This is a genomic window from Alteraurantiacibacter palmitatis (assembly GCF_037154115.1).
Lineage (GTDB): Bacteria > Pseudomonadota > Alphaproteobacteria > Sphingomonadales > Sphingomonadaceae > Alteraurantiacibacter > Alteraurantiacibacter palmitatis.
Map to the genome: position 1 here is coordinate 119,748 of NZ_JBANRO010000010.1, position 13,297 is coordinate 133,044.

The following is a 13,297-nucleotide window of genomic DNA, read 5'->3' on the forward strand; positions in this document are numbered from 1 at the left end:
CGCGTCGCAGGTTCGGCGCGGGTTGTCCCACGCTTGCCCGCGAGGCTTCACGTCATGTTCCATTCCCGTCGCGCGCGCCGATGCGCGCGCTTGCTCCGGCTGCCGCCGCTCTGTGGCGCGCTATCCCTTCTCCTGTTCGCGCAGGCGGCTCAGGCTCAAAATCTGACCCTGTCCGATGCGCTGTCGAGGGTCGCCGCTGGCGATCCCGCCGTGGCGGCGAACGCAGCCCGGCTCGAGGCCGCCGATGCCGCCATCGCCCAGGCCGATGTGCGGCCGCGCGATGTCGTCGGCGTCGATGTCGAGGACTTCATGGGCACCGGCCCTTATTCGCCGATCGACCGCTCGCAGGCCACGGCCTGGTATGAGCGCACCTGGGAGCGCGGCGGCAAGCGCGAGGCGCGCATCGGCGCCGCCCGTTCCGACCTTGGCGTGACCGCCGAGCGCAACCGCCTGCGGATGCTCGACCTCATGGCACAGGTGCAGGCCGCATGGGTCGAGGCACTGGCGGCCGAGGCCGCGATCCCGATCGCCGAACAACGTCTCGCCGCCGCCGAGCGCGTCGAGGCGGAGACGAGCCGCCGCGTCGGCCACGCGCTCGATCCGCTGTTCGCGGGCGAGCGGGCAAGGACCGCCGTGGCGCAGGCCCGGATCGCGCTCGACCAGGCCCGCGAGAGTGCCCGCATCGCGCGGGCCGCGCTGGCTGCCTATTGGGGCGGGACGGCCGACTACAGCCTCGACGCGGCGCCGTTCGGCATCGTGGGGGCAAGCGTGGCGTCGGGCGATGACAGCCCCGACCTCGCGCTGCTCGCCGCCGAGCGCGAGACGGCGGCGTCGCGGGTTCGCCTCGCCGAGACCGGCAATGTCGGCGATCCGACGGCGCGCATGGGCCTGCGCCATTTCGGGCAAGGCAATGATGTCGCGATCATGATCGGCGGCTCGATCCCGCTTGGCAACCGTGCGGCCAACCGCGGCAATGTGGCGCGGGCCAATGCCGAAGCCCAGGCCGCCGAAGCCGAGATCGCAGTCGCGCAGGCGCAGATACGGCGCGAGATCGACGGGCTCGTGGCCGAACGCTCGGCGATCGCCTCGGAGATCGGGCGGATCGACCGCGAGGTGTTGCCGAGCGCCGAACGCGCGGTGGTGCTGGTGCGGGACGGCTTCGCGCGTGGCGGCACCGCTTTCACCTTCCTCGAAGTGAGCCAGGCGCAGCAAGCGGTGATCGACGCGCGATCCCGCCGCGTCGAGCTGCTGCGCCGATACCATCTGGCGGGCGCCCGGCTCGACCGGCTGACCGGCCGCCATGCCCCCCTCCTTGCCAGCGCGGAGATTCGCTGATGACACGATCCTTTCTTGTCGCGAGCGCCTTGCTCGCTTGTGTGCTGCTCGCTGCGTGCGGCGGCTCGCCCACGACCAACGAAACGACGGAAGCCGAAACGGCGCAAGCGGCCGACGCGGACTATGAACGCGGCCCGCATGGCGGGCGGATGCTGCGCAATGGCGACTTCGCGCTCGAAGTCACGATCTTCGAGGATGGCGTGGAGCCGGAATACCGGGTCTATCCCTATCGGGACGGCCGGCCGCTGGCGCCAGGCGAAGTCCGCCTCGCGATCGAGCTGGGGCGCCTTGGCGGTCAAATCGACCGCTTCGCTTTCCAGCCGCAAGAGGATTTCCTGCGCGGCAACGGCGTCGTCACCGAACCCCACTCGTTCGACGTGCGGGTGCGCGCCACCGAAGGCGGGCGGACACACAGTTGGTCCTATGCCTCATATGAGGGCCGCACCACGATTTCGGCCGAGGCGGCGCGGGCCGGGGGCGTGCAAACCGCGCAAGCCGGGCCTGCGACTGTTGCCGAACTGATCGACATGGGGGGCAGGATCGAGATCACGCCGGAAGGCCGGGCGGATGTGCGCGCCCGTCTTCCCGGCCAGATCGTCTGGATGAAAGGCCGGCTCGGCGAGCGGGTCAGCCGGGGGCAGACGCTGCTGCGCGTCGAGTCCAGCCATTCGCTCCAGACCTATGCGGTCACGGCGCCGATCAGCGGCGTGATAATCGAGAAGAACGCCAACGTCGGCGATACGACAGCCGACCGCGCCTTGTTCGTGATCGCGGACCCGACGAACCTCCACGCGGAGTTCTTTGTATTCCCCCGCGACGCCGAGCGTGTCCGGGTCGGTCAGCGGGTCTCCGTGCGCAGCCTGTCCGGCGAGGCGCGGATCGAGGCGCCGGTGGAGGCGATCCTGCCCACGGCCGACATAGCCAGCCAGACGCTCGTGGCCCATGTCCATCTCCCGCCAAGAGCTTCGCAATCCTTCCGCCCCGGCATGGGCGTGGAAGGATCGTTCGCCGTCGCCGAGACCCAGGTGCCGCTGGCGGTGCGGACGCGGGCGATCCAGCGCTTCCGCGATTTCGAGGTGGTCTATGCCAAGGTCGGCAACACCTATGAGGTGCGGATGCTGGAGATCGGGCGCCGCACGCCTGAATGGACCGAGGTGCTGGGCGGCCTGGAGCCGGGCACCGAATATGTGACCGATGGCGCTTTCCTGATCCGCGCCGACATCGAGAAGTCGGGGGCAAGCCATGACCATTGAGACCATGCCTCCCGAACGCCGGGGGCTGCTCGAACGCATCCTCGCGGCCTCCATCCGCTTCCGCTGGGCCGTCCTGGCGATCGTCGTGCTTCTGTGCGGCATCGGCGTCTGGAGCTTCCAGCGCCTGCCGATCGACGCGACGCCGGACATTACCAACGTCCAGGTGCAGATCAACAGCGAGGCGGCTGGCTTTTCGCCGCTGGAAGCCGAGCAGCGCGTCACCTTCCCGGTCGAGACCGCCATCGCCGGCGTGCCGGGCCTGCAATATACCCGCTCGATTTCCCGCTACGGGCTCAGTCAGGTGACGGCGGTGTTCGAGGACGGCACCGACATCTATTTCGCACGCCAGCTCATCAACGAACGCCTCCAGACCGCGCGCGACCAGCTCCCCGAAGGCGTCGTGCCGGAGATGGGGCCGATCGCGACGGGCCTCGGCGAAATCTTCATGTATGTGCTGGAGGCCGACCCGAATGCGCGCAAGCCGGACGGAAGCCGCTACACGCCCGAAGACCTACGCACCTTGCAGGATTGGGTGATCCGGCCGCAGCTCCGCAACACGCCGGGCGTCACCGAGGTCAACAGCATCGGCGGCTATGAGCGGCAATATCATGTGACGCCGCTTCCCGAACGGCTGTCCGCTTATGGGTTGACCCTGAACGATGTCGTGCAGGCTCTCGACAGGAACAACGCCAATGTCGGCGCGGGCTATATCGAACGCTACGGCGAGCAATATCTGGTGCGCGTGCCCGGACAGGCATCGGGTATCGACGATCTCCGCACGATCATCGTCACGAATCGCGGCGGCGTGCCGATCCGCATCGCGGATGTCGCCGACATAGGCATGGGCGAGGAGCTGCGCACCGGCGCGGCAACCGAGAACGGCGAGGAAGTCGTGCTCGGCACGGTGTTCATGCTCGCGGGCGAGAATAGCCGGATCGTCGCGCGGGCGGCGGCCGAACGGCTCGAGGAAGCGGCGCAAGCGCTTCCGGGCGGGGTGCGCGCCGTCCCGATCTACGACCGCACCGATCTCGTTGACCGCACCATCAAGACGGTCGCGACGAACCTTGCCGAAGGCGCGCTGCTGGTCATCGTCGTGCTGTTCCTGTTGCTCGGCAACATTCGTGCGGCGCTGATTACGGCGGCGGTGATCCCGATCTCCATGCTGATGACGATGACGGGCATGGTGCGCGCGGGGGTGTCGGGCAATCTCATGAGCCTGGGCGCGCTCGACTTCGGCCTCATCGTCGACGGCGCGGTCATCATCGTCGAGAATTGCCTGCGCCGCTTCGGCGAGGCGCAGCATCGGCTCGGGCGGCTACTCACACGCGACGAGCGCTTTGCGCTGACGGCATCCGCCAGCTCCGAGGTCATCCGGCCGTCGCTGTTCGGCGTCACCATCATCACGCTCGTCTATGTGCCGATCTTCGCGCTCACCGGCGTCGAAGGGAAGATGTTCCATCCAATGGCCATCACGGTGGTCATGGCGCTCACCGCCGCGCTTCTCCTGTCGTTGACCTTCGTTCCGGCCGCCGTCGCCATGTTCGTCACCGGCAAGGTCGAGGAGAAGGACAGCCGGCTCATGGGCTGGGCCAGGCGCGCTTATGCGCCCGCGCTCGATGCGGCCTTGCGGTTGCGCGTCGCCTTCGTCGTGGGCGCGTTGGCACTGGTGGCGATAGCGGGCTTTAGCGCTTCGCGCATGGGTTCGGAGTTCGTGCCCAATCTCGATGAAGGGGACATCGCGCTCCATGCCCTGCGCATTCCGGGGACGAGTCTCAGCCAGGCCATTACCATGCAGACGACGCTGGAATCGCGGTTACGCCAGTTCCCCGAGGTCGAGCGGATCGTCTCGAAAATCGGCACCGCCGAAATCGCTACCGATCCGATGCCGCCATCGGTCGCCGACACCTTCATCCTGCTCAAGGATCGTTCCGAATGGCCCGATCCCAGGAAACCGCGCGCCCAGCTTGTCCGCGAAATGCAGGACGTGGCGGAAGGCGTTCCCGGCAACAATTACGAGTTCACCCAGCCGATCCAGATGCGGTTCAACGAACTGCTGTCCGGTGTCCGTGCCGATGTCGCGATCAAGGTGTTCGGCGATGATCTCGATCGGTTGCTGGCGATCGGCGAGCAAATCGAGGGGGCGGTCAGCGGGATCGAAGGCGCTCAGGATGTGAGCATCGAGCAGGTGACGGGACTGCCGATCCTGCAAATCACGCCCGACCGGGCGGCACTTGCGCGGCTCGGCCTGAATGTCGGTGACGTTCAGGATGTCGTGGCGGTCTCGATCGGCGGCCAGCAGGCAGGCCAGATCTTCGAGGGCGATCGGCGGTTCCCGGTCATCGTGCGCCTTCCCGAGGACGTGCGTTCGCGTGCCGATGAAATCGGCCGTCTGCGCATACCTGTAGGTGGAACGAGCGAGGCGGGAACCCGCAACTTCGTGCCGCTCGCCGATGTTGCCCGTGTCGAGGTCGTGATCGGGCCGAACCAGATCAGCCGTGAGGATGGCAAGCGGCGCGTGGTCGTCACCGCCAACGTCCGGGGACGGGATCTGGGTTCGTTCGTCGAGGAAGTGCGGGAAAGGGTCGGCGCCGAGGTCGAAGTGCCGTCAGGCTATTGGGTGAGCTATGGCGGCACGTTCGAGCAGCTCATCTCGGCGGCGCAGCGCCTGCAAATCGTCGTCCCGATGGTGCTCCTGCTGATCTTCGGCTTGCTCTACGCGCTGTTCCGATCGTTCAAGGATGCGGGCGTAGTCTTCTCGGGCGTGCCGTTGGCGCTGACCGGAGGGGTGGCCGCGCTTCTGCTGCGCGGGATGCCGCTTTCGATCTCGGCCGGGGTCGGCTTCATCGCCTTGTCGGGTGTCGCCGTCCTCAACGGGCTGGTGATGCTGAGCTTCATCCGGCAGCTTCGCGCGGACGGGATGGACCTCGATCCCGCGATACGCGAGGGCGCACTGACACGCCTGCGGCCCGTGCTGATGACGGCGCTCGTCGCAAGCCTCGGATTCGTGCCGATGGCGTTCAACGTCGGCGCGGGCGCGGAAGTGCAAAGGCCGCTCGCAACGGTGGTGATCGGCGGCATCATCTCCTCGACGATGCTGACCCTGCTGGTGCTGCCGGCGCTCTACCGCATCGTGCATGGCCGCCAGGCACAACCCGAAGCGCAGATACCGCCGGAAATGGCGCCCGCCGCAAGCTGACCTCCATGCCGCTCCCATGTGCTGCCGATGACACACGGGAGCGGACCCGCCAAGGACACCTCCCATGCTCTCGGTTCTCGCCAATCGCACCTATCGCCATCTGTTCCTGGCGCAGATCATCGCGCTGATCGGCACCGGCCTCGCCACGGTTGCGCTCGGCCTGCTCGCCTACGACATCGCCGGCGCCGACGCGGGCGCCGTTCTCGGCACCGCGATGGCGATCAAGATGGTCGCCTATATCGGCGTCGCGCCGATCGTCGGCGCCTATGCCAGCCGGCTCCCGCGCCGCCGTTTCCTTGTGGCGATGGACGTGGTCCGCGGGCTGGTCGCGCTGGCGCTGCCGTTCGTCGATCAGGTCTGGCAGGTCTATGTGCTGATCTTCGTGCTGCAATCGGCCTCGGCCGGGTTCACCCCGACCTTTCAGGCCACCATCCCCGACGTGCTGCCGGACGAGAAGGATTATACCCAGGCGCTGTCGCTCTCGCGGCTCGCCTATGACATGGAGAGCCTCACCAGCCCGATGCTCGCCGCCGCGCTGCTGACGGTGATGAACTTCCACTGGCTGTTCTCGGGCACGGCGGTCGGGTTCGCCTGCTCGGCGCTGCTGGTGCTGACCACCGTCCTGCCGCGCTCCACCGCCGTCAGACCCAAAGGCGGCATCTACGACAACACCACACGCGGCGCCCGACTGTATCTCAAGACGCCCCGGCTGCGCGGACTGCTGGCGGTGACGCTCGCCGCCGCGGCCGCGAGCGCGATGGTGATCGTCAATACCCCGGTGCTGGTGCAGGCGGCGCTCGGGCGCGGGCAAAGCGCGGTGGCGCTCGCGCTTGCCGCGTTCGGCGGCGGCTCGATGCTGGCGGCGCTGCTGCTGCCGCGCCTGCTCGAACGGCTGCCCGACCGGACCGTGATGCTTGGGGCGGCGTCGGCAATGACGGTCGCGCTGGGCGCGCTCGCTTTGTCCTGGCGCGGTCATTCTTCGCCCGATTATTGGAGTGTCATTCTCGTCGGCTGGTTCGTGCTCGGCATCGCCTATTCGGCGAGCATCACGCCGGGCGGCCGCCTGCTGCGCCGGTCATCGGGCAAAGCGGATCGTCCTGCCCTGTTCGCCGCGCAGTTCGCGCTCAGCCATGTCTGCTGGCTGATCGCCTATCCGCTTGCTGGCCAGACCGGCGCGGCGGGCGGCATGGGGACGGCGCTGGTGGTCGCAACCGTGCTGGCGCTGATCGGGACGGTGATCGCGTTCGGCATCTGGCCTGCCGAAGATCCCGAAGTGGTGGCACATAGCCATGATGACCTGCCGCCCGGCCATCCGCATCTCGCCAAGGGGCATCCCGAAGGCCGTGCCGCCCATGCCTTCGTGATCGACGAACTGCATCCGAACTGGCCAATCCGGTAGCGGCGGATCAGTGCGTTCGGCCTTGCGCGCTGTCCGAACGAAGGGCGAAGCCGGCCGGGGGCCAGACATGGGCCTCGCCCTGGCAGGAGCGGCACCAGGCATAGAGCGCGTCATAGACGATCATCCCCTGCGCCAGCATCGCATGGTCGTCGGGATAGATCGCCGACAGCCCGAGCGAGATGGCGAACAGGCCGCCCGACTGCGGCGTCAGGTCGAGCCGCGAGGTGTCGGCGCCGCGCACGATCAGCGCGAGCTGGGCCAGCGCGGGATCGTCGAGACCATAGCGGTCGAGGAAGGCATCGAAGCTGCATTTCTCCCCGTCATGGCTCAGCTCGGCGCCGGGGATGTCATAGGGGATAGCGCCTTCGCGCTCGGCGACCGCGAATACCTCGCCGGCCGGCACATAGAGAAACTCCGGCGCCTCGTCGATGAACCGCGCGATCAGCCAGGGACAGGCGATCCGGTCGATCTTGGGGCGCTCGCGGGTGATCCATTTCATCGCCGCCTCCCGCGTCAGGTCCGGGCGGCCGTGATCGCCTGCGCGTAGCGGCGATCGGCCGCTTCCCAATCGAGGTTCCTGAACCAAGCGTCGATGTAGTTCGCCGCCTGGGTGCCATAGTCCATGTGGAAGCTGTGCTCATACATATCGAGCGCGAGCAGCGGCACGCCCGCAGCGGCCCCGTGCATATGGTCCCAAGCCCAATGCGTGTGGAGCGAGCGGGTATGGAGATTATAGGCGAGAATGGTCCAGCCCGAGCCGCCCGCGAGGCTCATGCCAGTGCGGCGGAACTCGGCTTCCCAGGTGGCGAACGATCCGAACGCGGCCGTGATCGCGTCACGCACCGCGCCCCCTGCCTGGCCGTTGCCGCCCAGCCCGTCGAAATAGATTTCGTGCAGCACCACCGAGCCGGTGCGGTGCAGTTCCTCGCGCTTGAGGCCGCCGTAAACGACCGGCGGCAGCTCGGCATCGGCGAGGGCGGCGGCCAGCCGGGTCTCGATCATGTTCCGCGTGCGAACCGCGCCGATATAGTTGTTCTCCCAATGCGACTTGATGAGCCGCTCGGAAAGGCCATCGAGCTTTGCCGGATCGAACTTGAGGGGCTTGGGCTGATGCCCGCCCGCGAAGGCGGGAGGGGGCGTTGCCTTGGGTTCCTGCGCTTCGACGCTATCCATCGCTGCCATCACAACTGCTCCTATTCCAAGGGCCTTCACGGCCGATCTGCGCGAAACTTCCGTCACGGCACTTCTCCGTTCATGTGAGGAGGACGTAGGCCGCGCCGACGCCGGCGCAGGCGAACAGCACCGGGATCATGCCGGCCTTAAACCGAAACACCGCGAGCGCGGCGCCTGCCGCCAATATCAGAGCGGGCAGGTTCAGGGAGGCAAGGACCGGCATCTCGAACCCGGCGCCCACGATCCTGACCTCGCGCACGTCACCAAAGAGTGTGTGGATGGCGAACCAGAGCGCGAGGTTGAGGATCACGCCGACCACCGCCGCCGTGATCGCGGTGAGCGCCGCCGAGAGCGCCCGGTTGCCGCGCAGCCGCTCGACGAACGGGGCGCCGGCGAAGATCCACAGGAAGCATGGCAGGAACGTCACCCAGGTCGTGAGGATCGCGCCCAGCGTTGCGGCGACCAGCGGCGGCAGGCCGGTCGCATCGCGGAAGGCCGCAAGAAAGCCGACGAACTGGACCACCATGATGAGCGGTCCCGGCGTCGTCTCGGCAAGCCCCAAGCCATCGAGCATCTCGCCGGGCCGGAGCCAGCCATAAGTGCCCACCGCTTCCTGCGCGACATAGGCTAAGACCGCATAGGCGCCGCCGAAGGTGACGATCGCCATCTGACTGAAAAAGGTCGCGATGCGGGTGAACACGTCGTCCGGGCCGAGCAGCGCGAGCAGCACGATGACCGGCGCCAGCCAGAGGAGCAGCAGCGCGCCGGAAATCTTGAGCGACCAGGCGAGGTTGGGCCGGGCATGGTCGGGAAGCCCCTCGCCGAGCGCGGTATCGCGGTCGTGGACGACATTGCCGGCCGCCGATCCATGTCCGCCGCCGCCTTTGAATGCGGTCAGCCCGCTGCGCCCGCCGATATACCCGGCAAGAGCGGCGATGAGCACGATCAACGGGAACGGCGCGTCGAGGAAGAAGATGGAGACGAACGCGGCGGCGGCGATGCCGCGCATGACATTGTTCTTGAGCACCCGCGAACCGACGCGCACCACGGCCTGGACCACCACGGCGAGTACTGCTGCCTTGAGGCCGAAGAAGAACCCTTCAATCAGCGGGGCATGGCCGAGCAGCACATAGATGTAGCTGAGCGCCAGGATGGCGAGGAATCCGGGCAGGACGAACAGAGCGCCTGCGACCAGCCCGCCCTTCGTCTTGTGGAGCAGCCAGCCGATATAGGCGGCGAGCTGCTGCGCCTCGGGACCGGGGAGCAACATGCAGTAGTTGAGCGCGTGCAGGAAGCGCTCCTCGCCGATCCATTTCTTCTCGTCGACCAGGATACGGTGCATCACCGCGATCTGCCCGGCGGGACCGCCGAAGCTCAATGCCGCGATCCGCGTCCAGACACGCATGGCCTCGCCGAACGGGATGCCGTGATCCCGGTATGGCGCGTCCGACCGCTCCAGCGGCTGGGTGACGGTGACGCTCACCGCTCGGCTTTCCGGCTGCTGAAATAGGCGTGGAACTGGTCGAGCGCGTCGCTGCCGTGCGCGATCCGGTCGAGATCGTCGTCGGTGGACGCGCAGACGCCCGACAGCATCGCGCCAAGCCCGGCCGCCTCGGGCCGGTCGAACTTGCCGTCAGCAATGTCCAACTCGTGGATGATCTGTGCGATCGACACCAGCGCGGCATCGCCATCCAGCCCGGCGCGAAGCACCAGCGTCTCGAAGCTGCACCGATCGCCCTCATGGGTGAACTCGGCATCGACCATATCGAAGCGCAGCTCGCTGGCCTCGGGCGTATAGCTTTTGCCGCTGATGAACTTGAAACTCGCCTTGGAGTCGATGAAGCGGCGGATCAGCCAGGCGCAGGCGATCCGGTCGACATGGACGCCGCGCCGCGTCACCCAGGTCCGGCCCTTGAGGTCGGCGAGCGTCAGCTCGGGCGGTTTGTCCGACCGGCTGACATCGGGATGCGCGTAACGCTGCTCGTCCAACTCGCGCAGCGCCGCTTCTGCGACCTGCCGGCCATGCGCGCCGAAAAAGTCGAGCCGGACGATCTCGGTAAGCCGCCGCTGGAGTTTGGCGATGTCGGGACCGGACGCCGGACCCGTATCGAGCAGCCGCCGCGCGGCATCGGCCAGCTCGTCATAGTCCGCGTCGCGCGCCGCATCGAACAGGGTGCGCAGTTCGGCATCGCTCTGGCCTTCGATCAGCCGCGCGTCGATCAGCACGGCCTCGCCGCCGCTGGCGGTGATCTCGGCGAGCAGGTCGCGAAAGGCGGTCTCCGTTTCCTCGCGGCGCGGCAGCACGTGGACGGCGTTCTTGAGCGGCACCGCGCCGATCGCCTGCAAGCGGCGCCAGATTTTCACGCGCAGATAGGGCGGTTTTGCCGGAAGCTGATGCAGCAGCGCCAGCCAATGTTCTGAGTCAGTTGAAGCGATCATGGTGCATGTGTATCAACGCACCCGACTCGATGAAACAACTATATCTCATATCCGCTGCCACGCTGATCGCGGCTATTGCGCAACCCGCCTCTGCGCAACAGGCGCCGCCCGATGGTCTGACGCTCTCCGGTTCGGTGCGTATGCGCTACGAGGCGCTAGACGGGCAAGCGCGCGCCGGGTTCGGCGCCGAGGACGAGCTGTTTAGCATCCGCACGATAATCCTTGCCGAATATCGGGAGAACGGATTCCGCGCCGGGATCGAGCTATACGACAGCCGGGCTTATGGCAGCCAGCCGGGAAGCGCGATCGGCACGGCCGAGGTCAACACGCTGGAGCCGGTGCAAGCCTATATCGGCTATGAGGTTCGCGAACCCTTTGGCCGGGGCACGGCGCTGGCCGTGCAGGCGGGCCGGTTCACCCTCAATCTTGGCTCGCGGCGTTTGGTCGCCGCCGACGACTATCGCAACACCACCAACGGCTATTCGGGCCTGCGCGGCGACATCCGAGCGAGCAACGGCACGGCCGCGACGCTGTTTTATACGCTGCCGCAGGTGCGCCTGCCCGACGATCGGCCGTCGATCCTCGACAACAAGGTCAGGCTCGACCGCGAGAGCTTCGACTTGCAACTCTGGGGCGGGCTGGTGAGCAGGCCGCGCGTCGTGGCGGGCGCTCTGGTGGAGATCGGCTATATCGGCCTTACCGAGCGCGATGCGCCGGGACGTCCGACGCGCAACCGCCATCTCCACAATGTCAGTGCGCGGCTGATCCGCGATCCCGCGCCGGGCAAGGCGGATTTCGAGGTCGAGGGCATCTATCAGTTTGGTTCTGTCCGATCGTCGCTTGCCGCTGACGCGCCCGAACTCGATGTGTCGGCCTGGTTCCTCCATGCCGATGCGGGTTACACATTCCCCGGCCCGCTCAAGGCGCGGCTGTCGGTCGAATATGACCATGCCAGCGGCGATGGATCAGGCCGTTCTTATGGGCGGTTCGACACGCTGTTCGGGATGCGCCGCGCAGACCTCGCCCCGGCGGGCATCTATGCGCAGATCGGCCGTGCCAACATCAGCACGCCGGGCGTCAGGCTGGAGATGGCGCCGACGCCCCGACTTGACGGGTTCGTCGCCTACCGGGCGATGTGGCTCGCCGAGAGGACCGATGCTTTCTCGACGACGGGCGTGCGCGATCCGTCGGGCCGATCCGGCTCGTTCGCCGGACACCAGATCGAAGGTCGGGTGCGCTGGTGGCTGATCCCCAATCTGCTGCGCGCCGAGATCAATGGCGCCTGGCTCGGCAAGGGGCGATTTCTGGAGGACGCGCCCAATGCGCCGCGAACGGGCAACACCCGCTATGTTTCTATCGCGGTCACGGCAGGATTTTGACGCAACTACGTGGCTTTGGAGTTCCGAACGAGGCCGAGTTCAAATCCGCACGCTTCAACCATCACCGACTGCATACGGTGAGTAAAGTTCGGGGCGTTTCCGCTGGAAATCAGGGGTTTGCGGGCATTATGCCAGCCAAGCTGGTGAGTTTTTGGACCGACCGATTCGCGATCAGGAGAGGTGATCGCTCTCTCAACTAACTGAATTTCTTTGGGAATTTTGGCGCACCCGACAGGATTCGAACCTGTGGCCTCCGCCTTCGGAGGGCGGCGCTCTATCCAGCTGAGCTACGGGTGCGGATGGCTTGAAGCCGTATGATTTGCGCCGAAGAAGGTCAATCCGCGATCAATCGGGCCGTCCAATCGCGGTGAGTTTTTGGTGAGTTTTTTCGTTCGTCCTTTCTTGGGTCTTCCTAAGTGCCCGGATTACCTGTATAAAGACACTGCTCTCGCGTTGGACGTGAGCCTTCGGAGGGCAGCGCTCTATCCAGCTGAGCTACGGGTGCGTGTTGCCGCCGCCTAGCAACGGGCGGGCGATGCGCCAAGCTTAAATCTGCTCTGCTCGCCTTGGGCCTGCGGCAAGCGGTCAGTTCTGCACCGATCCGCGTTCGCCAAACTGCGAGAGGCGGCGACCGTCGGGCCGCGTCACGGTTACGTTGAAGCCGCCATTGCGCCCGTCGCGCAGCGGGTAATGCGTCAGGCTGATCACCTGGCCCGGCGCGAGCGATGTGCGCGACCAGCCATAGCGCACCAGATGGTTAGGGCTCATCCCCTCAAACGCCCAGCGCGTGCCCTGCGCATCGCGCACATACAGGAAAGTGTGCGGATTGGTCCATTCCCAGCGTTCCACCGTCACATTCTGCATGGTGACTTCCTGCCCCCAGGCGAACATCGCGGTCGAATGGTGCGCGGATCCCGGTACCGTCATCGCGGCGCCGCCTGCCAGGGCCAATGCGGCAGCCAGCGCGGCAAAGCGCACCCGGTGGCCAGTGGTGGTGCTTTTCATGCGTTTTCTCTCCTCGCGACGGGTCACGCCCCGCGTGCCCGAGCTTCCCGGCGCATATTGTGCCAGCATTGGCCGGACAGAATCAACCCGCCTGCTTGACTTGATACGAATTGCGACA

Annotated in this window: 10 protein-coding genes and 1 tRNA gene; 5 read left to right on the forward strand and 6 right to left on the reverse strand. The window is 66.8% G+C overall.

The features are described from left to right. Positions 1 to 54: 54 nt before the first annotated feature. From WFP44_RS12900 to WFP44_RS12915, 4 genes are all read left to right on the forward strand, one after another. Complete coding sequence (locus WFP44_RS12900) at positions 55 to 1,335, forward strand: TolC family protein (RefSeq protein WP_336926964.1); 1,281 nt, start codon at positions 55 to 57, stop codon at positions 1,333 to 1,335. Continuing rightward, positions 1,335 to 2,588: an efflux RND transporter periplasmic adaptor subunit gene (locus tag WFP44_RS12905; protein ID WP_336926965.1), complete on the forward strand. Its 1,254-nt coding sequence runs from the start codon at positions 1,335 to 1,337 to the stop codon at positions 2,586 to 2,588. Before WFP44_RS12900 ends, WFP44_RS12905 begins: the two co-directional genes overlap by 1 nt. Beyond that, a complete protein-coding gene (locus tag WFP44_RS12910) occupies positions 2,578 to 5,784 on the forward strand; it encodes an efflux RND transporter permease subunit (protein ID WP_336926966.1) in 3,207 nt (1,068 codons plus the stop codon). The genes WFP44_RS12905 and WFP44_RS12910 overlap by 11 nt, the downstream gene beginning before the upstream one ends. Before the next feature lie 64 nt (positions 5,785 to 5,848). Beyond that, a complete protein-coding gene (locus tag WFP44_RS12915; RefSeq protein WP_336926967.1) occupies positions 5,849 to 7,183 on the forward strand; it encodes an MFS transporter in 1,335 nt (444 codons plus the stop codon). Between the two features lie 7 nt (positions 7,184 to 7,190). Here the strand turns inward: WFP44_RS12915 and WFP44_RS12920 are convergent, their stop codons facing one another. From WFP44_RS12920 to WFP44_RS12935, 4 genes are all read right to left on the reverse strand, one after another. After that, positions 7,191 to 7,682 (reverse strand): chromate resistance protein ChrB domain-containing protein, encoded by a 492-nt coding sequence (locus tag WFP44_RS12920; RefSeq protein ID WP_336926968.1) that lies wholly within the window; start codon positions 7,680 to 7,682, stop codon positions 7,191 to 7,193. Positions 7,683 to 7,696: 14 nt separating this feature from the next. After that, positions 7,697 to 8,365, reverse strand: a complete 669-nt coding sequence (locus WFP44_RS12925) for a superoxide dismutase (RefSeq protein ID WP_336926969.1) — start codon at positions 8,363 to 8,365, stop codon at positions 7,697 to 7,699. A gap of 70 nt (positions 8,366 to 8,435) precedes the next feature. Continuing rightward, positions 8,436 to 9,761, reverse strand: coding sequence for a chromate efflux transporter (chrA, locus tag WFP44_RS12930; protein ID WP_336927003.1), 1,326 nt, complete (start codon positions 9,759 to 9,761; stop codon positions 8,436 to 8,438). A 74-nt stretch (positions 9,762 to 9,835) separates the two neighbouring features. Continuing rightward, on the reverse strand, positions 9,836 to 10,795 hold the full coding sequence (locus WFP44_RS12935; RefSeq protein WP_336926970.1) for a chromate resistance protein ChrB domain-containing protein: 960 nt from the start codon (positions 10,793 to 10,795) through the stop codon (positions 9,836 to 9,838). A 29-nt stretch (positions 10,796 to 10,824) separates the two neighbouring features. On the opposite strand from WFP44_RS12935, the gene WFP44_RS12940 reads away from it, so the two are divergent. Further along, positions 10,825 to 12,174 carry an alginate export family protein gene (locus WFP44_RS12940; protein WP_336926971.1) on the forward strand — a complete coding sequence of 450 codons (1,350 nt, stop codon included), beginning with the start codon at positions 10,825 to 10,827 and terminating at the stop codon, positions 12,172 to 12,174. A gap of 220 nt (positions 12,175 to 12,394) precedes the next feature. On the opposite strand, the gene WFP44_RS12945 is transcribed toward WFP44_RS12940, so the two are convergent. Both WFP44_RS12945 and WFP44_RS12950 read right to left on the reverse strand, forming a co-directional pair. After that, positions 12,395 to 12,471, reverse strand: a tRNA-Arg gene (locus WFP44_RS12945). Positions 12,472 to 12,759: 288 nt separating this feature from the next. Continuing rightward, entirely contained in the window at positions 12,760 to 13,179 is a 420-nt protein-coding gene (locus WFP44_RS12950) for a DUF6152 family protein (RefSeq protein WP_336926972.1), read from the reverse strand. Positions 13,180 to 13,297 lie beyond the last annotated feature (118 nt).